17 protein-coding genes are annotated in these 20,473 nt (G+C 66.1%); 7 read left to right on the top strand and 10 right to left on the bottom strand.

The window, feature by feature from the left end; translation table 11 throughout:
* Positions 1–67: 67 nt before the first annotated feature.
* Positions 68–2,803 (bottom strand): AMP-binding protein, encoded by a 2,736-nt coding sequence (locus RT582_RS09740; protein ID WP_313477258.1) that lies wholly within the window; start codon positions 2,801–2,803, stop codon positions 68–70.
* A 147-nt stretch (positions 2,804–2,950) separates the two neighbouring features.
* Entirely contained in the window at positions 2,951–3,883 is a 933-nt protein-coding gene (locus RT582_RS09735) for a LysR substrate-binding domain-containing protein (RefSeq protein WP_046618075.1), read from the bottom strand.
* Positions 3,884–4,045: 162 nt separating this feature from the next.
* Between RT582_RS09735 and RT582_RS09730 the strand changes: the two genes are divergently transcribed.
* Both RT582_RS09730 and RT582_RS09725 read left to right on the top strand, forming a co-directional pair.
* Positions 4,046–5,470 (top strand): aspartate ammonia-lyase, encoded by a 1,425-nt coding sequence (locus RT582_RS09730; RefSeq protein WP_313477257.1) that lies wholly within the window; start codon positions 4,046–4,048, stop codon positions 5,468–5,470.
* Positions 5,471–5,560: 90 nt separating this feature from the next.
* Entirely contained in the window at positions 5,561–6,811 is a 1,251-nt protein-coding gene (locus RT582_RS09725) for a dicarboxylate/amino acid:cation symporter (RefSeq protein WP_313477256.1), read from the top strand.
* A gap of 21 nt (positions 6,812–6,832) precedes the next feature.
* Here RT582_RS09725 and pdxR read toward each other — a convergent pair whose 3' ends face one another.
* A complete protein-coding gene (gene pdxR / locus RT582_RS09720; RefSeq protein WP_313477255.1) occupies positions 6,833–8,302 on the bottom strand; it encodes a MocR-like pyridoxine biosynthesis transcription factor PdxR in 1,470 nt (489 codons plus the stop codon).
* A gap of 95 nt (positions 8,303–8,397) precedes the next feature.
* On the opposite strand from pdxR, the gene RT582_RS09715 reads away from it, so the two are divergent.
* Positions 8,398–9,030, top strand: a complete 633-nt coding sequence (locus tag RT582_RS09715) for an FMN-binding negative transcriptional regulator (RefSeq protein WP_125878196.1) — start codon at positions 8,398–8,400, stop codon at positions 9,028–9,030.
* A gap of 13 nt (positions 9,031–9,043) precedes the next feature.
* Complete coding sequence (locus RT582_RS09710) at positions 9,044–9,484, top strand: GNAT family N-acetyltransferase (protein WP_125878197.1); 441 nt, start codon at positions 9,044–9,046, stop codon at positions 9,482–9,484.
* A 4-nt stretch (positions 9,485–9,488) separates the two neighbouring features.
* Here the strand turns inward: RT582_RS09710 and RT582_RS09705 are convergent, their stop codons facing one another.
* The gene (locus RT582_RS09705; protein WP_041015381.1) at positions 9,489–10,307 is read right to left on the bottom strand and encodes a helix-turn-helix domain-containing protein; all 819 of its coding nucleotides are present in this window, start codon (positions 10,305–10,307) and stop codon (positions 9,489–9,491) included.
* Positions 10,308–10,476: 169 nt separating this feature from the next.
* Here RT582_RS09705 and RT582_RS09700 point away from each other — a divergent pair, with 169 nt between their 5' ends.
* From RT582_RS09700 to RT582_RS09690, 3 genes are all read left to right on the top strand, one after another.
* Entirely contained in the window at positions 10,477–11,898 is a 1,422-nt protein-coding gene (locus tag RT582_RS09700) for an alanine/glycine:cation symporter family protein (RefSeq protein ID WP_313477254.1), read from the top strand.
* 102 nt (positions 11,899–12,000) lie between these two features.
* Positions 12,001–12,984, top strand: coding sequence for an asparaginase (locus RT582_RS09695; protein WP_044313960.1), 984 nt, complete (start codon positions 12,001–12,003; stop codon positions 12,982–12,984).
* Between the two features lie 121 nt (positions 12,985–13,105).
* On the top strand, positions 13,106–13,915 hold the full coding sequence (locus RT582_RS09690) for a substrate-binding periplasmic protein (protein ID WP_313477253.1): 810 nt from the start codon (positions 13,106–13,108) through the stop codon (positions 13,913–13,915).
* A 41-nt stretch (positions 13,916–13,956) separates the two neighbouring features.
* Here the strand turns inward: RT582_RS09690 and RT582_RS09685 are convergent, their stop codons facing one another.
* The 6 genes from RT582_RS09685 to RT582_RS09660 form a co-directional block, all read right to left on the bottom strand.
* Positions 13,957–14,655, bottom strand: a complete 699-nt coding sequence (locus RT582_RS09685) for a carbonic anhydrase (RefSeq protein WP_014822032.1) — start codon at positions 14,653–14,655, stop codon at positions 13,957–13,959.
* 52 nt (positions 14,656–14,707) lie between these two features.
* Positions 14,708–15,616: a glutaminase B gene (glsB, locus tag RT582_RS09680; protein WP_014822033.1), complete on the bottom strand. Its 909-nt coding sequence runs from the start codon at positions 15,614–15,616 to the stop codon at positions 14,708–14,710.
* A gap of 66 nt (positions 15,617–15,682) precedes the next feature.
* The gene (locus tag RT582_RS09675; RefSeq protein WP_014822034.1) at positions 15,683–15,985 is read right to left on the bottom strand and encodes a P-II family nitrogen regulator; all 303 of its coding nucleotides are present in this window, start codon (positions 15,983–15,985) and stop codon (positions 15,683–15,685) included.
* Between the two features lies 1 nt (position 15,986).
* Positions 15,987–16,928 carry a sodium-dependent bicarbonate transport family permease gene (locus tag RT582_RS09670; protein WP_042922987.1) on the bottom strand — a complete coding sequence of 314 codons (942 nt, stop codon included), beginning with the start codon at positions 16,926–16,928 and terminating at the stop codon, positions 15,987–15,989.
* A 199-nt stretch (positions 16,929–17,127) separates the two neighbouring features.
* Complete coding sequence (gene oadA / locus RT582_RS09665) at positions 17,128–18,945, bottom strand: sodium-extruding oxaloacetate decarboxylase subunit alpha (protein ID WP_041015386.1); 1,818 nt, start codon at positions 18,943–18,945, stop codon at positions 17,128–17,130.
* Between the two features lie 10 nt (positions 18,946–18,955).
* On the bottom strand, positions 18,956–20,371 hold the full coding sequence (locus RT582_RS09660; protein ID WP_014822037.1) for an acetyl-CoA carboxylase biotin carboxylase subunit: 1,416 nt from the start codon (positions 20,369–20,371) through the stop codon (positions 18,956–18,958).
* Positions 20,372–20,473 lie beyond the last annotated feature (102 nt).

The following is a 20,473-nucleotide window of genomic DNA, read 5'->3' as shown; positions in this document are numbered from 1 at the left end:
GCGGTTACTCCTGTTACCGGGTGACTCGGGAAGTTGCGCGGCAGCGCTGGGGTCGACGCGAGCATGATCAGGGCACCAGACCATCGCGCTCGCCCGGCTCGGCCAGCGGCAACATCAAGCCGCTCTGACCAGGCATTGCCGCAGCCGGATCCTCCAGCAGCGCGCGCAGCGGCGTGGCGATGGAGGCGGTGTAGTCCTTGACACAGCGATGATGGCCGCCGAGCACGTCGTAACTCTCGAAGCTCGCCCCCATGCCGCGCCAGGCCCGGCTGGTGTAATCGGCGGAGAAATACACCACCGGCGCGTCGATGCGCCGGGGCAGGTAGCGCGCCATTACCAGCGAGTACTGCAGGAAGCGCACGCGCACCTCACGATCACGCGCGGTGGGTGGTGTCGGCACGTGACCGGCCAGCCGCTGCTGCACCATGCGCACGCTGCGCCGCGACAGCTTCCAGGCCAGGTTGGCGAAGCGCTTGGGATAGGGCCACTTGCTGGTTTCACCGAAACGGCTGAGCGCCTCGTAGGCGCGGGCAAGGTGCATGTCCGGCAGCACCCGGTCGAGGGTACGCAGGATGGCCCGCGACCACGGGCGAACATTGGCGGTGGGCGGATCGATCAGAGCGACGATCTCCACCTCATGGCCCGCCTCGATGAGCAAACGAGCGGCCTCGAAGGCCACCAGCGCGCCGTTGCAGTAGCCGCCGATGCGGTACGGTCCCTGCGACTGGCGCGCGAGGATCAGCGGCAGACGTTCACGCGCCATCTGCTGCACCGACTCTGGTATCGGCTCGTTGTCCATGCCATGCGGGGCGATGGCGGTCAGCGGTTGCTGCGGGCCGAGCAGCCGGGCCAGGCGACGGATGTAGTAGCCGCCATGAGCGAAATCGCCGTGGAACCAGAACAACGGCGTGCGCCCTGGCTGAGCGTTGAAATCGATGACCGGAATGATGTGGTTGGCAAGATTCTCCAGGCGTGCTGCCAGCTCGCGGGCAGTCTCCGCCTCGACCAGCAACGACTCGGGGATCACCCGCCCGAGCATCTGCTCCAGCTCGGCAAGCATTTCGGTGGCCAGCAGCGAGTCACCACCACAATCGAGAAAGTTGTCGTTCGGGCCGACCGCCTCGGTTTTCAGCAGTCGCCGCCAGAGCGCCAGCACCTGCTGCTCCAGTTCGGACGCCGCCTCGGCCACCGCCGCGGCCCGGGCCCGCGCGCTGCGCTGCTCGAGGTAGGCATCCGCCAGCCGATGCCGCAACACCTTGCCGGTCAAGCCGCGCGGCAAGGCGTCGATGATCTGCACGCGCCGCGGCACCTTGAAGTACACCAGCTCGCCCCGCAGGTAGCGCTGCAGCTCCTCGGCCGCCACCTGCACGCCAGGGCGTAGCACCACGGCGGCGGCGACGTCCTGGCCGAGGCGCTGATGCGGCACGGCGAACGCCGCTGCATCGGCCACCGCCGGATGGCGCAACAGCACCGCATCGACTTCCGACAGGCTGACCTTCTCGCCGCCGCGGTTGATCACTTCCCGCAGGCGTCCATGCAGGCGCAGGAAGCCGTCCTCGTCGAGGCTGCCGATGTCGCCGGTGTGGAACCAGCCGTCGCGCAGCACCTCGCGGTTGAGCGTGTCATCGCCGAGATAGCCAGGCATCACCGTCGCGCCACGCACGCGGATCTCGCCGCGCTCGCCCGCCGCCAGCGGAATGCCGTTCTCGTCGACGATGCTCAGGGTTTCCGGCCAGGGCCGACCGACCGTGTCCGCCTTGCGCTCAGTCGGGGTGTTGACGGCGATCTGCGCGGCCTCGCTGGAGCCGTAGTGCTCCAGCAGCGGGAAGCCCATGGTCTGCTCGAAGGCATCGATGATGTCTTGTCCCAGCGGCGCGCCGCCGGATGAGGCGAAGCGCGGCCGCTGCGTGCCCAACCCTTCGGGGTGCGCGCTGGCCGCTTCGAGAATTGCGCGGTGCAATGCTGGGCCGGCGGAATACCAGCTCGGCCGCAGGCTTTCGAACCACTCGTGCAGGTCCACCACGGCCGGGCTGAGCGGAAAGGCGACGCTGCCGCCGGTGAGCAGCGGCGTGAGGATGGTGACCTTCAGCCCGTGGGAGTAATAGGGGGCCGAGACGCACAGGCAGCGGTCACCGACATCCAGGCCGAACCAGCGCTGCCACTTGCGGGCGGCGGTCAGCATGTTGCGATGGGTGAAGGGAATCAGCTTGGGCAACGCCGTGGTGCCGGAGCTGCGCAGGATGAACGCCGGGGCGTCTGCCTCGGGCAGGTCATCGGCGGCCGGCTGTGCAGCCAGCGGCATGTCGAACTGCAACGCCGGGCTGCCGTCCGCGGCCGCTTCGGCACTGATCAGCGTCAGCCCGTGGCGCTCGGCTGCCGCCCGGCCCTGCTGATCGCCGTCACGGCTGATCAGCAGGGCATCGAGCGGCAGCTGCTGGAGAAACTGGTCCAACTCGGCCGGGCCAAGACGTGGATCGAGCGGGACGGCAACCGCTGAACAGGCGACGGCAATGATCGCGACCGCCGCCTGCGGGGCTTCTGGCAGCAATACGCCGATGCGCGCGTCGCGGCCGAAGCCGGCCAGGCGCAACTGGCGACGGGTCTGCTCGATCATCTGCTGCAGGCCGCGATGGTCCAGCGGCGCGAAGCGTGTCGAAAGCACCGCCGATCGATCAGGCGCGCCATGCGCCACGCGGCTCAGCGCGGCATGCAAAGTGACGGGCTCGATGCCGGCGGTCGCCGGGTCGAGCACAGCAAAGACCGAGCCCGCAGGGGGCACGGCGGCGTCGGAGTCGTAATTCACGGCTGTCTGTCCTTGGCTAGAGTCCGGCCTGGCCATGGCACGGATTGCTCAGCTAAGACAGCGTCGCCCGAAAAAGTTGCCTCGCGCGAAGCAACAAAATGTGTGCAGTTAACCGCTTGTTACGCACATTTGGCTGCGTGGGGTGCTTTAACCTGCCGCTTCGCCCGCCTGTCGCTGCGCTTGCGCGGCACGGTTTTCCAGCCTTCGCCAGAGCAAGCGCACTGCACCCTTGCGCATCAGCGAGCAGCGATACAGGCGGATTTCCAGTGGTACGCGCCATTGCTCGCTACCACAGATCGCCAGCTCGCCACGCTGCAGCTCGGGCTCGACGCTCAGGCGCGGCACCCAGGCAATGCCCAGCCCCTGCAGTGCCATGCTCTTCAGGCTGTCGGCCATCGCCGTCTCGTAAACGGTGGTCGAGCGCAGTGCGCGCTGACGCAACAGCAGGTTCACCGAGCGACCGAGAAAGGCGCCAGCGCTGTAGGCCAGCAGCGGCACCGTCTGGCCGCTGTCGACGTCGTACAGCGGCGTGCCGTCATCACCCGCCGCGCAGACCGGCAGCATTTCGGTGCGGCCCAGGTGCAGCGAGGGGAACAGCTCCGGGTCGAGTTGCAAGGCAGCATCCGGGTCGTAGTAGGCGAGAATCAGGTCGCAGCCGCCTTCGCGCAGCACATGCACGGCTTCGCCGACGTTGGTGGCGATCAGCCGGGTGGCGATGTTCAGCCCGTCGTGGCGCAGGCCGGCGATCCACGCAGGGAAGAAGCCCAGCGCCAGCGAGTGCGCGGCGGATATCTGCAACACCTCGCCCTGCTGGCCCTCGACGTGGTGCAGATGGCGCACCACTTCGCCGAGCTGTTCGACCATGTTGCGCGCACTGACTAGGAACAGCTGGCCGGCCTCGGTCAGCTCGATCGGCGTGCGCGAGCGGTTGATCAGCTGCAGGCCGAGCGCCTCTTCCAGCGAGCGTATCCGCCGGCTGAAGGCCGGCTGCGTGACGAAGCGGCGTTGCGCGGCCTGGGAGAAGCTCCGGGTCGCCGCCAGCGCCACGAAATCCTCCAGCCACTTGGTTTCCAGATTCACCTGAACATTCCTCGATACGATTGCGACCGGCACAAAGTCACACGGACATTATGCCGTTTCGGCATAGGGCAGCCAGCAACGGCATTGGCCGCAAAACCCCTGAAAGCCTTATTTTAGGCGCACTGCAGCACTGCCTGCGCCTACCGAAGCCACATTACCATCATGTCCGAAGTTGCATCATCGCGAGTCGAAAAAGACCTGCTTGGCACCCTCCCCGTTCCTTCCGACGCCTACTCCGGCATCCAGACCCTGCGCGCATTGCACAACTTCCGCCTCTCCGGCGTGCCGTTGGCGCATTACCCGAAACTGATCGTCGCCCTGGCGATGGTCAAGCAGGCCGCCGCAGACGCCAACCGCGAGCTGGGCTACCTGCCCGAAGCCAAGCACGTGGCAATCAGCCAGGGCTGTGCACGTCTGATTCGCGGCGAATTCCATGAGCAGTTCGTGGTGGACATGATCCAGGGCGGCGCCGGCACCTCGACCAACATGAACGCCAACGAAGTGATCGCCAACCTCGGCCTGGAAGCGATGGGCCACGCCAAGGGCGAGTACCAGTACCTGCACCCGAACAACGACGTGAACATGGCGCAGTCCACCAACGACGCCTATCCGACGGCGATTCGCCTGGGCCTGCTGCTCGGTCACGACACCCTGCTCGCCAGCCTGGAGAGCCTCTGCCAGTCGCTGACCGGCAAGGGCCATGCCTTCGCCCACGTGCTGAAGATGGGCCGCACCCAGCTGCAGGACGCCGTGCCCATGACCCTGGGCCAGGAATTCCACGCCTTCGCCACCACCCTCGGTGAGGATCTGCACCATCTGCGCGGCTTCGCCCCGGAGCTGCTGCTGGAAGTGAACCTCGGCGGCACCGCGATCGGCACCGGCATCAATGCCGACCCGCGCTACCAGGCCATTGCCGTGCAGCGCCTGGCGCAGATCAGCGGCCAGCCGCTGCGCCAGGCCGCCGACCTGATCGAAGCCACCTCGGACATGGGCTCGTTCGTGCTGTTCTCCGGCATGCTCAAGCGCCTGGCGGTGAAGCTGTCGAAGATCTGCAACGACCTGCGCCTGCTCTCCAGCGGCCCGCGCACCGGCTTCAACGAGATCAACCTGCCGCCGCGCCAGCCGGGCAGTTCGATCATGCCGGGCAAGGTCAATCCGGTGATCCCGGAAGCGGTCAACCAGGTAGCCTTCGAAGTGATCGGCAACGACCTCGCGCTGACCATGGCCGCCGAGGGCGGACAGCTGCAGCTCAACGTCATGGAACCGTTGATCGCCTACAAGCTGTTCGATTCGATCCGCCTGCTGCAGCGCGCCATGGACATGCTGCGCGAGCATTGCATCGAAGGCATCACCGCCAACGAAGACCGTTGCCGCGAGCTGATGGAAAGCTCCATTGGCCTGATCACCGCGCTGAACCCCTACATCGGCTACGACAACAGCACCCGCCTGGCTCGTGAGGCGCTGCTCGGCGGCCGCAGTGTGCTGGAGCTGGTGCGCGAGGAGCGCTTGCTCGACGACGCCATGCTCGCCGAGATCCTGCGCCCGGAAAATATGATCGCGCCACGCCTGGCACCGCTGGTGGTGTGATCGCCCCAAGCGCCCGGCACCCATGCCGGGCGTTCGCTTTACGAGCCACCAGCCCGGCTCGTTCGCACAATAAAAACAACAGGAAAACCCATGACTCAGAGTACGACCCTCTCCGCTCCCCTGCGCCTGCTCGTCCGCCTGCCGCTCTGGCAGCAGATCCTCATCGGCCTGGCCCTCGGCGTCGCCGCCGGCATGGCCTTTGGCGCAGACGCGCAGCTGCTGGCACCGATCGGCACGCTGTTTCTCAATGCGATCAAGATGCTCATCGTGCCGCTGGTGTTCGTTTCGCTGGTGGCCGGCATAACCTCGATGCAGGACAGCGCCAAGCTCGGCCGCATCAGTCTGAAGACCATCGCCATCTACCTGGTGACCACCGCCTTCGCGGTCAGCATCGGCCTGCTGTTCGGCGCGCTGTTCACCCCGGGCGAAGGCATGAACATGGTCGCCAGTGGCAGCGAACAGGCCAAGCAGGCGCCCTCGCTGGTGTCGATTCTGGTCGGCCTGGTGCCGGCCAACCCGGTCACCGCCTTCGCCGAGGGCAACATCCTGCAGATCATCGTCTTCGCCATCGCCCTGGGCGTCAGCATCAACCTGATCGGCGAACGCGGCGCGCCGGCGGTGCGCCTGTTCGATGCGCTGGCCGAGAGTTTCTACAAGCTCACCGATCTGGTGATGCGCGTCGCGCCGATTGGAGTCTTCGCCCTCACCGCCGGCGTCGTCGGCAACCATGGTGCCGAGGTGCTGCTGCCACTGGCGGGCGTGATCGGGGTGATCTACCTGGCCAGCATCGCCCACGTGCTGCTGGTCTACGGCGGCCTGCTCGGCCTGCTGGCGCGGCTCAATCCGCTGCGTTTCTTCCAGGGCATCGCCCCGGCGCTGGCGGTGGCCTTCAGCACCTCAAGCAGCTCCGGCACCCTGCCGGTGTCCATCGAATGCGCGCGCAAGAACCTCGGCGTATCCGAAGGTGTGGCGGGCTTCGTGCTGCCAGTGGGCGCGACCATCAACATGGACGGCACGGCGATCTATCAGGGCGTGCTCGCACTGTTCATCGCCCAGGCCTTCGGCATCGACCTCAGTGCCGGGCAGTACGCGATGATCATCCTCACCGCGACGCTGGCCTCCATCGGCACCGCCGGCATCCCCGGCGCCGGGCTGATCATGCTCGGGCTGGTACTCACCGCTGCCGGCCTGCCGCTCGAAGGCGTGGCGCTGATCGCCGGGATCGACCACATGGCACGCACCACGGTGAACGTCGCCGGCGACCTGATGACCACCACGCTGGTCGGTCGCAGCGAGCAGGAACTCGACCGAGCGGTGTACGACGCCAGCAACAAGGAGTGAGCGCCGTCCGAAGACCTGCCGCTAGCTCGGCAGGTCCCAGGCGTGACGCAGGCGTTGCAGCGCGGCGATGATTTCCACTTCCGGAACCGCCGCAAAACCCAGCACTAGGCCGCCCGGTGCGCCTCTCGGCGCCTGACCGTCCAGCCAGTAGTCGGCCAGCCCGTTCATTTCCACCTCGACCGCTCGCGCCGCGGCAACCAGCTCGGCTTCGCGGGCGTGGCTGTGCACCGGCACGCACAGATGCAGCCCGGCATCCACCGCCGGCAACTCCGCGCAGCCAGGGATCGCCTCTGGCCAGTGCTGCAACAGGGTGTCGCGGCGCACCCGGGCGGCCTGGCGCATACGGCGCACGTGACGCTGAAAATGGCCGGCGGCGATGAACTCGGCCATCACCATCTGGCTGCCAATGTCCGAGTGACGCATATCCAATGCGCGGCGACGAGCGAAGGCCTCGGCCAGGCCGGGAGGCAACACCAGGTAGCCGAGGCGCAGCGCGGGGAAGGTGATCTTGCAGAAGGTGCCGACGTAGAGCACCCGCCCCTGCCGGTCCAGCGCCGCCAAAGGCGTCAACGGCGTGCCGCTGTAACGGTACTCGCCGTCGTAGTCGTCCTCGACGATCCAACCCTCGTTGCGTTCGGCCCACGCGAGCAATTCCAGGCGCCGCGCCAGCGACAGGGTCACGCCGGTCGGGTACTGATGCGAGGGAGTGACATAGGCCAGCCGACAGCCTTCGATCTGCGCGAGGGCGGCGGTATCCAGTCCCTCGCCATCCACCGCGACCCCACACAGCTCGGCGCCAGCCACGGCGAAGGCATGGCCGGCGGCGCGGTAGCCGGGGTTTTCCAGCGCCACGCGATCGCCAGGCTGCACCAGCAGCTGGGCGCAGAGGCTGATGCCCTGCTGCGCGCCGCAGGTAATCACCACCTGGGACGGATCGCAGTTCAGCCCGCGGCTGCTGCGCAGGTAGGCCGCTACCAGTTCGCGCAAGGCAGGCTCACCCGCCGGGTCGCCATAACCCAGGCGCGCCGGCGATGGCTTGCGCCAGAAACGCGCCGTGAGCCGCGCCCAGGTTTCGAAGGGGAACAGATCGAAGGCCGGCACGCCGATGCGAAAGGCACGCGGCGCACCGCTCACCGGCGGCGCCAAGTGATTACGCTGCAGGCGCAACAGCGCCTCGGTCGACGCCACCCCGGAAGCAGGCGGCTGCATCAGCGGCCGCGCGCTGCCGAGTTCCACCACGTAGGTGCCATCGCCTACCCGGCCTTCGATGTAGCCCTCGGCGTAGAGCTGATCGAACGCCCGGGTAACGGTGTTGCGTGACACCGCCAGCAATGCCGCCAGATCGCGACCGGCCGGCAGCCGACTTCCTCCAGCCAGATGCCCGTCGAGGATGCGCTCGCGCAGGGCCTGATAGAGCTGGCGTGTCAGCCCCTGACTGCGCTCCAGACAAATGCCGGAGAGATCGACGGGCAATGGGGGTGTGGTCGGCATAGGTCGCATTGGCTCTATCAAAGTCACAAGTAATGGATCTTACAGAGGGCCAATATCCTGCCTAGCATGACGCCACCACGCCAGAGACTATCGCCATGTACCTGCCCGCCGCCTTTCGCCAGGATGATCGTGATGAACTGCATCGTCAGATGCGCGCCACGCCGTTCGCCCTGCTCACCAGCGTGGGAGCGGACGGTGTTCTCGCCAGCCACCTGCCGCTGCTGCTGGAACCGGACGAAGGCGAGTTCGGCACGCTCTACGGGCACTTCGCCAAGGCCAATCCGCACTGGCGCGAGCTGCCGGACGGCTGCGAAGCGCTAGCCGTGTTCAGCGGCCCTGACGCCTACATCAGCCCCAGCTGGTATCCGACCAAAGCGGAGCACGGCAAGGTCGTACCGACCTGGAACTACATTGCCGTGCATGCCCGCGGCCCGGTGCGGCTGATCGAGGATCGCAAGAGCCTGCTGCAGATCGTCAGCCGTCTCAGCGATCAGCATGAAGCCAGCCGCCAACAGCCCTGGGCCGTAAGCGATGCACCAGACGACTACCTGGACGCCATGCTGCGCGCCATCGTCGGCTTCGCCCTGCCGATTCGCCGGCTGGAGGGCAAGTGGAAGCTCGGGCAGAACCGCTCGCCGGCGGACCAGGCCGGGGTTCGCCAGGGCCTGGCCGCTTCGCTCGATCCACACGACCAGGCCCTGGCCGCGCGCATGCCCATCACCGACTGAAGAGGAATGCTCTGTGCCTGAGATCCGCCCTATCACCGCTGCCGACCACGCTGTCTGGAGAGAACTCTGGCAGAACTACCAACGCTTCTACGCCGCTGCGATTGCGGAGCAGACCAGCGACCTCACCTGGCAGCGCTTCCTCGATCCAGCCGAGCCGATGCATGCCGCGTTGGCCTGGCATGACGGCCACGCCATCGGCCTGGTGCACTGGATCTTCCATCGCAGCTGCTGGACCCGCGGTGACTACTGCTACCTGCAGGATCTCTACGTGGCCGAGGGCACCCGCGGCAAAGGCATCGGTCGGGCGCTGATCGAGCACGTTTACGCCCAGGCCGCAGCCGCTGACGCCTCGCGCGTCCACTGGCTGACCCAGGAGACCAACTATACGGGGCGCATCCTCTACGACCGCATCGCCGAACGCTCGGGCTTCATCCAGTACCGCAAGATCTTCTGAGCCTTCACTCGATGCCGAATAGCCCGTTCTCCACATGCGGCGTCGCCAGGCGCTCGCGGATGTCCAGGTCGATGCGCGGGTCGTCCGGGCTGTAGAGCATCACCTGGCGATAGGCGCTGACACGGTTGATCTCGCGGCCCAGGTATTCCCACACAACCGAGGTGCACGCTGGCGTGCGGCGGTCGCCCGAAGAGACGCCGGTCTTCATTCCGTTAAGACGGGTGATGCGGCTCTTGAAGCTGGGAATGAGGATAGTCTGGCTCATCTCGTTGAGCGTCAGCGACTCGTAGTCGATCAGGAACAGTCGGTCCTGCAGGCCGAACGCCGCGCCGAGGTAGCGGCAGCGTACCCAGTCCTCGGCGTGGCCGAGGGTAGGGCTGGCGCGTTCCTGGCGCTCCTGACGCTCGAACAGGTAGAGGCCGTTTTCCTCGCGCAGATGCACCAGCGAGATCAGGATGCTGCCCGGCACCGACATGCAGTTGGCGTATTCGAAGTAGTAGCCGCAATAGCGCGACAGACTCGCGGCGTGCTCGCGCAACGGCTGCAGCAGGGCCAGCAGCGGATCGGTCCGCGGCAGCGCCTGGGCTTCCGGATGGCGCGCCCCGACCAGCCGGGCGAACTGCTCGGGCGGCATTTCCAGCTCGTAGCCCTCGACCCCGAAGAAGTCGCCGATGCGTTTGAGGTTGAACGGCGTGGGACGGCTCTGCCCGCCCAGGTACTTGTTGAACTGCGCCCGATTGATCGCCAGCTTGCGGCACACCTCGGCAATCGAGCGGTAGTGACTGCAGAGCAACTTCAGGTTTTCGGCGAGGTGGGAGGTCATGGGATGCCCTGACGGTTGGCGCGAGTGTCGCCATTCTAGCATCAGGTCGCGTCACATCGCGGCCACCCGCGAAATTGTCCTGTCGTCGCTACTGTTGAAACATCCCCCGCTTGCACGGCGCAGCGGCGCGCGCCGGCACCCTAACAACGACAACAAGGTGAACATTGCCATGCTCGACCTTCTGAATGACCTCATTTGGAGCAAGCTGCTGATCGTCATGCTGATCGGCCTCGGTCTGCTCTTCACGATTCGCTCCGGCTTCGTCCAGTTCCGTTATTTCGGCAACATGTTCAGCATCTTCGGCCACGCCTTCGAGCGTCAGCCGGGACAGCTCTCTTCCTTCCAGGCCCTGATGCTCTCGGTCGCCGGCCGCGTCGGCGCCGGCAACATCGCCGGCGTCTCGGTGGCAATCATGCTCGGCGGCCCGGGCGCGATCTTCTGGATGTGGGTGGTGGCGCTGGTGGGCATGGCGACCAGCTACTTCGAGTGCTCGCTGGCGCAGCTGTACAAGCGTCGCGAGCCGGACGGCACCTACCGCGGCGGCCCGGCCTTCTACATCCAGCACGGACTCGGCCAGCGCTGGCTGGGCATCGTCGTCTCGATCCTGCTGCTGATGACCTTCGGCTTCGGTTTCAACGCCGTGCAGTCGTTCACCGTCGCCAGCTCGCTGCATGACACCTTTGGCGTGCCGACCGTGGCCAGCGGCATCGCGCTGACGCTGGTCATTGCCGGCATCATCTTCGGCGGCATCCGCCGTATCGCCAAGTGGGCCGACGTACTGGTTCCGGTCATGGCCTTCTCCTACCTGGGCATGGCGCTGTTCGTCATCGGCAGCAACTTCGGTGCCGTGCCGGAAACCTTCGGCCTGATCTTCCGCAGCGCCTTCGGCCTGGAGCAGGCCTTCGCCGGCGGCATTGGCGCGGCGATCCTGATGGGCGTCAAGCGTGGCCTGTTCTCCAACGAGGCCGGCCTGGGCAGTGCGCCGAACGTCGCCGCGGTCGCCGAGGTCAAGCACCCGGTGGCGCAGGGCATCGTGCAGTCGCTCTCGGTGTTCATCGACACCATCATTCTGTGCAGCTGCACGGCGCTGATCATCCTGCTCTCGGGCGTCTACGAGCCGGGTATGGACCAGGCCGGTGTGGTGCTGACCCAGACCGCCATGGCGGCCGTGGTTGGCGAGTGGGGTCGGGTATTCATCAGCATCGCGCTGCTGCTGTTCGTCTTCACCACGCTGATCTACAACTACTATCTGGGTGAAAACGCGCTGGGCTTCTTCACCGAGAAGCGCTTGCCGGTGGTGATCTACCGCATCCTGGTGGTCATCCTTGTGCTCTGGGGTTCGGTGCAGGACCTGGGCACCGTGTTCGCCTTCGCCGACGTGACCATGGGTCTGTTGGCCATCGCCAACCTGATCGCCGTGGCCCTGCTGTTCAAGGTCGGCCTGCGCCTGATGCGCGACTACGATCGCCAGATCCGCGCCGGCATCGAGCAACCCGTGCTCGATCCGAAGGACTTCGCCGACCTGGATCTCGACCCGGCGGTGTGGAAGGCGAACATGCCCGCCACACCCGACACCACCGAGCGCCGCTAAGCGCTCCGACGCGACCGGCCAGCCCTCTGCGCAACCGCGCACGGGGCTGGCCCCATCCGCCTGTATTTCTGATGGTCTGCGCCGAACGAGCGAGGAGCGCGTGTGAATCAATCAATCGAACGCCTGCTGGTGCTCTACACCGGCGGCACCATCGGCATGCAACAGAGCGCCGCCGGGTTGATGCCAGCCTCCGGCTTCGAAGCTCGCCTGCGCGCGCAGCAGGCGCTGGAAGCCGGGCCGCTGCCGAGCTGGACCTTCCGCGAACTGCAACCGCTGCTGGACAGCGCCAACATGCAGCCGACCCACTGGCTGCAGATGGCGTCCGCCGTCCGCGATGCCGTGGCGCAGGGCGACTGCGATGCGGTGCTGTTGCTGCACGGCACCGATACCCTGGCCTACAGCGCCGCTGCGTTGTCCTTCCTGCTGCTGGATCTTGAGATCCCCGTGCTGCTCACCGGCGCCATGCTGCCGGCGGGAAGCCCGGGCAGCGATGCCTGGCCCAACCTGTTCGGCGCCATGCGCGCCCTGCAGGCCGGGCAGGTGCACGGCGTGCAACTGTTCTTCAACGGCGTGCTGCTGCACGGCGCGCGGGTCAGCAAACTGCGCAGCGACGCCTTCGACGCCTTTGCCGAGGCGCCGCGCAAGCGCCTCGCCGCAGCGGCCAGCGAACGTCCGCCGGCGCTGTTGCCGCAGCGACCGGCGCAGGTCGTGGTGCTGCCGTTGTACCCCGGCGTCGGCGCCGCGCAGGTCCGGGCACTGGTCGCCAGCGGCGCTCAGGCGCTACTGCTCGAGTGCTATGGCAGCGGCACCGGCCCGGCGGACGACGTCCCGTTCATCGAAGCGCTGCGCCAGGCGCATCGACAGGGCGTGGTGCTGGCGGCGATCAGCCAGTGCCCGGGCGGCCATGTCGATTTCGACGTCTATGCCACCGGCAGCGGCTTGCGCGATGCCGGTCTGGTCTCCGGCGGCGGTATGACCCGTGAAGCAGCGCTGGGCAAGTTGTTCGCCCTGCTCGCCGCCGGGCTCGACCACGCCGAGGTGGAACACTGGTTTTGCCGCGACCTCTGCGGCGAAATGGCCGACTGAAAACGACACCGGCAAAAATGCGCGCTGTCCCGCAGGGCAGCGCGGCCGGCTGGCGATGTACCTGCAGCACCGCTACCCTTGCTCACGCCAACAACAAGAAAAGCGTCAAGGAGCCGATGCCATGGCCAGATCCCGAACTGCCGGGGCGCTGTTCGCCCTGCTCATCAGCGCTGCATGCGCCGCCCAGGCCGAACTGCCTGCCAACTATCAGATCACCCTGCAAACCGACAGCTTCCCGCCATTCAACATGGGCCCCAACAGCAAGGGCTTCGCCCGCGGCGACGATGTGCAGGGCATCGATGCCGATACCGTGCGCGACATCTTTCGCCGCGCCGGCATCGCCTACAACCTGACCCTGCGCGGCCCCTGGAGCCGGCTCTACGAGCAGACCCGGCAGCAGCCCGCCCACGGGCTGTTCTCGGTGGCGCGCACGCCGCAGAACGCCGGACAGTTCAAGTGGGTCGGGCCGCTGGCCCATCACGCCAGCGTGCTGCTGGCGCCGGCCAATAGTGGCCTGAAGTTCGACAGCCTGGAGCAGGCGCAGGGCTACCAGATCGGCGGCCACGCCAACGGCAGTGTCAGCCTGTTCCTGGAAAGCCAGGGCATCCGCACCAGCAACAGCCTCAACGACGCTGAAAACCTGCGCAAACTACTGACCGGGCGCATCGACCTGTGGGCGGTGGCCGACCCAGTGTGGCGTCATTACGCGCGGCTGCAGGGCGTCGACGAGAGCCAGCTGCGCATAGCGCTGAGCTATCGCAGCGAACCGCTGTATCTGGCACTGAGCCCTGATACGCCGGACGAAGTGGTCAATCGCCTGCAGAAGGCGCTCGAGGACGTGATCGCCGAAGGCTACGCCGGCTGCAGCAAGACCCCTGACCTGTGCTATCTGATTCAGGAGCGCGGCACGACGCTGGCCGGCGGTCGCTGACCCCGCGCCTCGTCAGCAGACCGAAACCGCCCGGAAGCGCTTCAGCTCACCTGATAGCGCGCCCGCGGCGTGGCCATCGGCAGCGGGCCGTCGCCGACCAGGCGGAACTCGCCCTTCTCGGCATCGTAGGCGCGGATTTCGCTGGTCCCGATGTTGTACACCCAGCCGTGGATGAACAGTTGACCGCTGGCCAGCCGCGCTGCCACCGAGGGATGCGTGCGCAGGTGGTCGAGCTGGGCCACCACGTTCTCCTCGGTAAGGATGCCGAGGGTGTTGTGGTCGGCGCAGCCACAGTTCTGCTCGACGACGATCTTCGCCACCTCGGCATGCCGCAGCCAGCCCTTGACCGTCGGCATGCGTTCCAGCTGAGCCGGGTTGAGCACCGCCTTCATCGCGCCGCAGTCGGAGTGGCCGCAGACGATGATGTGCTGCACGCCAAGCGCCATCACGGCGAACTCGATGGCGGTCGACACGCCACCGTTCATCTGCCCGTAGGGCGGCACCACGTTGCCGACGTTGCGGGTGACGAACAGGTCGCCGGGCGAGCTCTGGGTGATCAGCTCGGGGATGATTCGCGAATCGGCACAGGTGATGAACATCGCCCGCGGGGTCTGCTCGTAGGCGAGCTTCTCGAACAGCTCGCGCTGCTCGGGATAGACCTCTTCGCGGAAGCGCTTGACGCCCGAGACGATGTGTTCGAGGGCCTCCTGGGCGGTTTCGCTCTTCTTGCCGTCATTCATGCTTGGTTCTCTCCAGAGGAATTCGAAGGGTAGGCGCCGCCGTGACGGCGCGTCAGAAGATGGACCAGCCGATACGCTGCGACAGCGCTTCGAGGGCGGCCATGCCGATCAGCGAATTGCCCGCGGCGTTGAGCTCCGGCGACCAGACGCAGACGGTGAAGCGGCCCGGCACCACCGCGACGATGCCGCCGCCCACCCCGCTCTTGCCGGGCAGGCCGACGCGATAGGCGAAGTTGCCCGCCTCGTCGTACAGGCCGCTGGTGGCCATGATCGCGTTGACCTGCTTGGCCTGGCGCGGCGCCAGCACCGTCTCGCCGCTTTGCGGGCAGGCACCATCGCGGGCGAGAAAGGCGAACGCGCGGGCCAGGTCGACGCAGTTCATGCGCAGCGCACAGTGATGAAAATAGCTGCGCAATACCGCTTCGACATCGTTGTGGAAGTTGCCGAAGGCCTGCATCAGATAGGCCATGGCCGCATTGCGCGCGCGGTGCTGATATTCGGATTCGGCGACGCGGGTGTCGGAGACGATCTGCCGGTTGCCGGACAGGTGCCGGACGAAATCGCGCATCGACAGCTCCGGGGTGGCGAAGCGCGACTGGTTGACGTCGCAGATCACCAGTGCCCCGGCGTTGATGAACGGATTGCGCGGGCGGCCGCGCTCGAACTCGAGCTGCACCAGTGAATTGAACGGCTGCCCCGAAGGCTCGTGGCCCAGCCGTTCCCACAACGACTCGCCGCGATGGGCGATGGCCTGCACCAGGCTGAACACTTTCGAAATGCTCTGGATCGAGAACGGCGTCTGCGCGTCGCCGGCTTCGAAAATCTCGCCCTCGGCACTGCACACGGCAATACCCAACTGGTTGGGCGGCACGTCGGCCAGCGCCGGGATGTAACTGGCCACGCGACCTTGCCCGAGCAGCGGGCGTACATCGTCGAGAATTTCCTGCAGCAGGGCGTGCATCGAAGGCTCCATCGGTCCTGAGTCCAGGGTGGACGCCCGCCGGCCGAGGGGCATCACAGCACGCGGTCAGAACTTCTCGGGCCGCAGCACTTCCACCTCGGCCAGGTAGCAGACCATGGCGAAGTTCTCGTAGTAGCGCGCCTGCAGGTGCTCGGCGATACGCTCGGCGATCTCGCGGCTGCAGATCACCTCCAGGCGGATATTGCCGTCGGTATCCCAGCCGGCGCTGCGCACCCCGCGGCTGCCGCTGCCACGGGCGTCCGACAGGGTCCAGCCCGGAGCGCCCAGGTTTTTCAGGTCGGCTTCCAGCTTGTGTTCCAGCGCTGCCTCGCAGATCACGGTCAGCAGCGTACGATTGTGCGCGTTCATCTCAGAACCCCCAGGCGATCAGCCGCTCGGCCAGGGCCAGGTAGAGCGGAATGCCGATCAGGATGTTGAACGGAAAGGTGATGCCCAGCGACGCAGTCAGCGACAGCGACGGATTGGCTTCTGGCACCGCCAGGCGCATCGCCGCCGGCACCGCGATGTACGAAGCACTCGCCGCCAGCGTGGCGAGCATTGCCGTACCGCCCAGCGACAGGCCCATGAAGCGCGCCAGCAGCGCGCCGATCAGCGCACCGATCAGCGGCATCAGCAGCGCAAAGGCAGCGAGCTTGAAGCCGTAGCGCTTGAGCGAGCCGAGCTGGCCGGAGGCGATCAGGCCCATCTCCAGCAGGAAGAACGCCAGCACCGGTTTGAACATGCTGGTGTACAGCGGTTCGAGCGGTTTGATGGCCTCCTTGCCGGCGATCGCACCGATCAGCAGGCCACCGAGCAGCAGCATGATGCTCTTGCCAAGGAAGATCTCGCGGCCCAGTTCCTTCCAGTCGGTATCGCGCGACACGCCCTTGGCCAGCAGAATGCCGACCAGGATCGCCGGGATTTCGAGAATCGCCACGAACAGCGGCATGTAACTTTCGAAGAAGATTTCCCGCGCCGCCAGATAGGCCACCACGACGGCGAAGGTACCGGCGCTCACCGAACCGTAGTGCGCCGCCACCGCCGCCGCGTTGACCCGGTCGAAGCGCAACCCGCGCAGCAGGATGAAGGCCAGGATCGGCAGCAACACGCCCAGCCCCAGCACCAGCAGCGACTGCCCCAGAAGCGCCGCACTGGCCTGTTCGGCCAGTTCCACACCACCGTGCAGACCGATCGCCAGCAGCAGGATGATCGACAGCGTCTCGTAGAGCGCCGGCGGCAGCTTCAACTCGCTCTTCACCAGGCCCGCAAACAGGCCGAACACGAAGAACAGCACTACTGGGTCGATACCCATCTACAGTCTCCACAGCTTGGACAATGGACCGATCCCTGGCAGACATTGGCTCGAAAAAAAGGAGCCGCAAGGGCTCCCAAAGGGGACACACTGCCCGCGCCGTCCGTTCCGCTGACTGCCGCGCATGCTTGCGCAGCGCGGCCAAAACAGTCGAAACGACGCTGGCGTGGCGTGATCAGACCGCCACGCCACCCTTCACTCAGCCCTCGATCTCTATCAAGACATCGCCCGGGTTCACCCGGTCACCTTTGGCGACATGCACGGCCTTGACCGTTCCGCTCATGGGCGCCTGAATCTCGGTTTCCATCTTCATCGCTTCGCTGATCAGTACGGCCTGGCCAGCCTTGACCACGTCGCCTTCCTTGACCAGCACGTCGACCACGTTGCCCGGCATGCTGGTGCTGACGTCGCCCGGACCGCTGGCCTGCTTGCGCTGGCTGCCGCCGCTGCCGCCGACGAAGTTGTTCAATGGCTCGAACACCACCTCTTCCGGCATGCCGTCGATGGAAAGGAAGAAGTGCCGCTTGCCTTCGCCCTTGACGCCGACACCGGTGATATCCACGCGGTAGGTTTCGCCATGCACGTCGATGACGAACTCGGTCGGCACGCCCTGCCCGCCTGCAGCGGTCGCGGTGCTGCCGTCAGGGATCGGCAGCAGTGTTTCCGGTACCAGCGTACCGGCCTCACGCTCCTCGAGGAACTTGCGGCCGATGTCGGGGAACATGGCGTAGGTCAGCACGTCTTCTTCGGATTTGGCCAGCGCACCGACTTCCTGGCGCAGCTTGTCCAGCTCCGGCTTGATCAGGTCGGCCGGGCGCACGTCGATGATCTCTTCACCGCCGATGGCCTGGCGCTGCAGCTTGGCGTCGATGGTGCCCGGCGCCTTGCCGTAGCGGCCCTGCAGGTAGAGCTTCACCTCGTTGGTAATGGTCTTGTAGCGTTCGCCGGCGAGCACGTTGAAGAACGCCTGGGTGCCGACGATCTGCGAGGTCGGGGTTACCAGCGGCGGGTAGCCGAGGTCCTTGCGCACGCGCGGAATCTCGGCGAGCACTTCATCCATGCGGTTGAGCGCACCCTGCTCCTTCAGCTGGTTGGCCAGGTTGGAAATCATCCCGCCCGGCACCTGGTTGACCTGCACACGGGTATCGACGCCGGTGAATTCGCTTTCGAACTGGTGGTACTTCTTGCGCACCGCGTAGAAGTACAGGCCGATCTCCTGCAGCAGCTCCAGATCGAGGCCGGTGTCATAGGGCGTGCCACGCAGCGCAGCGACCATGGATTCGGTGCCGGGATGACTGGTGCCCCAGGCCATGGAGGAAATGGCGGTGTCGATGTGGTCGGCGCCGTTCTCGATGGCTTTCAGCTGGCACATGCTGGCGACGCCAGCCGTGTCGTGGGAGTGAATGAACACCGGCAGGTCGATCTCGGCCTTCAGCGCGCGCACCAGCTCGCCGGTGGCGAACGGCGTGAGCAGGCCTGCCATATCCTTGATGGCGATGGAGTCGACGCCCATGTCGCGCATCGCCCGACCCTGCTCGACGAACAACTCGACGGTATGCACCGGGCTGGTGGTGTAGGCGATGGTGCCCTGGGCGTGCTTGCCGGTCTTCTTCACGGCCTTGATCGCGGTTTCCAGGTTTCGCACGTCGTTCATAGCGTCGAAGATGCGGAACACGTCGATGCCGTTCTGCGCCGCCTTGGCGCAGAACGCTTCGACCACATCATCGCTGTAATGGCGGTAGCCGAGCAGGTTCTGCCCGCGCAGCAGCATCTGTAGTCGGGTGTTGGGCAGCGCCGCCTTGAGCTGGCGCAGGCGCTCCCAGGGGTCTTCCTTGAGGAAGCGTACGCAGGCGTCGAACGTGGCGCCGCCCCAGACTTCCAGCGACCAGTAGCCGACACGGTCGAGCTTTTCGCAGATCGGCAGCATGTCTTCAGTGCGCATGCGGGTGGCCAGCAGCGACTGATGGGCGTCACGCAGGATGGTGTCGGTAACGGTGATTTTCTTCTGAGCAGTCATGGTTCGTTCCTCACAGTCCTGCGTGGGCGGCGATGGCGGCAGCGATGGCCAGGGCCAGCTCGCCCGGCTTGCGTTTGATCGAGTAGTTCAGCAGTTCCGGATGGTTCTCGACGAAGCTGGTGTTGAACTGGCCGCTACGAAAATCCGGACTGGCGAGAATCTGCTGGTAATAGGTGGCGGTGGTCTTCACGCCCTGCACGCGCATGTCGTCCAGTGCACGCGAACCGCGGGCCAGCGCCTCTTCCCAGGTCAGCGCCCAGACGATCAGCTTCAGGCACATGGAGTCGTAATACGGCGGAATGGTGTAGCCGGTATAGATCGCCGTGTCGGTGCGCACACCGGGGCCACCCGGCGCGTAATAACGGGTGATCTTGCCGAAGCAGGGCAGGAAGTCGTTGCGCGGCTCCTCGGCGTTGATGCGGAACTGCAGGGCGAAGCCGCGATACTGGATGTCCTCCTGCTTGACCGACAGTGGCTGGCCGGAGGCGATGCGGATCTGCTCGCGGACGATATCGATCCCGGTGATTTCCTCGGTGATGGTGTGTTCCACCTGCACCCGGGTGTTCATTTCCATGAAGTACACCTCGCCATCGGCGAGCAGGAACTCCACGGTGCCGGCGTTCTCGTAACCCACCGCCTTGGCCGCACGCACGGCCAGGTCGCCGATATAGGCGCGCTGCTCGGGGGTGAGCTGCGGGCTCGGGGCGATCTCAATGAGCTTCTGGTTGCGGCGCTGGATCGAGCAGTCGCGCTCGAACAGGTGCACGGTGTTGCCGAACGAATCGGCGAGGATCTGCGCCTCGATATGCTTGGGTTCGACGATGCACTTTTCCAGGAAGACTTCAGCGCTGCCGAAGGCCTTGGTCGCCTCGGAAATCACTCGCGGAAAGGCCGATTCCAGCTCTGCCTGCGAGTTGCAGCGGCGAATGCCACGACCGCCACCACCGGAGGTGGCCTTGAGCATCACCGGATAGCCGATACGCTCGGCTTCGCGCAGCGCCTCGGCAAGATCGGCGACGTTGCCCTCGGTGCCCGGCGTGACCGGCACGCCGGCCTTGATCATGCTGCGCCGCGCTTCGGTCTTGTCGCCCATGCGGCGGATGACTTCGGCGCTGGGGCCTACGAAGCGGATGCCACGTTCGGCGCAGATCTCCGCCAGTTCGGCATTCTCAGAAAGAAATCCATAGCCTGGATGCAGCGCATCGCAGCCGGTTTCCACAGCCAGGTTCACCAGCTTGCGCGGGTTCAGGTAGCCGGCCAGCGGGTCTTCGCCAATGAAATGCGCCTCGTCGGCGCGCTTGACGTGCAGCGCGTGGCGGTCGGCTTCGGAGAATACCGCCACCGAGCGGACACCCATTTCGGCACAGGCGCGGACGATGCGCACCGCGATTTCCCCGCGGTTGGCGATCAGCAGCTTCTTGATCACGCTGTCTTCCCTCGGATCGTTGAGCAGGCGACCCGTGTGCGGGTCATGATCACTCGCATTTGCAACGAGCCGTTTCACCCTACGCCCGCTGGGGTGATTACT

The organism is Stutzerimonas kunmingensis (assembly GCF_032106285.1).
Taxonomy (GTDB): Bacteria; Pseudomonadota; Gammaproteobacteria; order Pseudomonadales; family Pseudomonadaceae; genus Stutzerimonas; species Stutzerimonas kunmingensis_B.
The sequence above is the reverse complement of the archived record's forward strand: the minus strand, read 5'-3'. Positions and strand labels throughout refer to the sequence as shown.

Excerpts from the sequence above, each read along its gene's own strand:
- RT582_RS09730 (WP_313477257.1), top strand. The coding sequence starts at position 4,046 with ATGTCCGAAGTTGCATCATCGCGAGTCGAAAAAGACCTGCTTGGCACC.
- RT582_RS09725 (WP_313477256.1), top strand. The coding sequence starts at position 5,561 with ATGACTCAGAGTACGACCCTCTCCGCTCCCCTGCGCCTGCTCGTCCGC.
- pdxR (WP_313477255.1), bottom strand. The coding sequence starts at position 8,302 with ATGCCGACCACACCCCCATTGCCCGTCGATCTCTCCGGCATTTGTCTG.
- RT582_RS09715 (WP_125878196.1), top strand. The coding sequence starts at position 8,398 with ATGTACCTGCCCGCCGCCTTTCGCCAGGATGATCGTGATGAACTGCAT.
- RT582_RS09705 (WP_041015381.1), bottom strand. The coding sequence starts at position 10,307 with ATGACCTCCCACCTCGCCGAAAACCTGAAGTTGCTCTGCAGTCACTAC.
- RT582_RS09700 (WP_313477254.1), top strand. The coding sequence starts at position 10,477 with ATGCTCGACCTTCTGAATGACCTCATTTGGAGCAAGCTGCTGATCGTC.
- RT582_RS09690 (WP_313477253.1), top strand. The coding sequence starts at position 13,106 with ATGGCCAGATCCCGAACTGCCGGGGCGCTGTTCGCCCTGCTCATCAGC.
- RT582_RS09685 (WP_014822032.1), bottom strand. The coding sequence starts at position 14,655 with ATGAATGACGGCAAGAAGAGCGAAACCGCCCAGGAGGCCCTCGAACAC.
- glsB (WP_014822033.1), bottom strand. The coding sequence starts at position 15,616 with ATGCACGCCCTGCTGCAGGAAATTCTCGACGATGTACGCCCGCTGCTC.
- RT582_RS09675 (WP_014822034.1), bottom strand. The coding sequence starts at position 15,985 with ATGAACGCGCACAATCGTACGCTGCTGACCGTGATCTGCGAGGCAGCG.
- RT582_RS09670 (WP_042922987.1), bottom strand. The coding sequence starts at position 16,928 with ATGGGTATCGACCCAGTAGTGCTGTTCTTCGTGTTCGGCCTGTTTGCG.
- oadA (WP_041015386.1), bottom strand. The coding sequence starts at position 18,945 with ATGACTGCTCAGAAGAAAATCACCGTTACCGACACCATCCTGCGTGAC.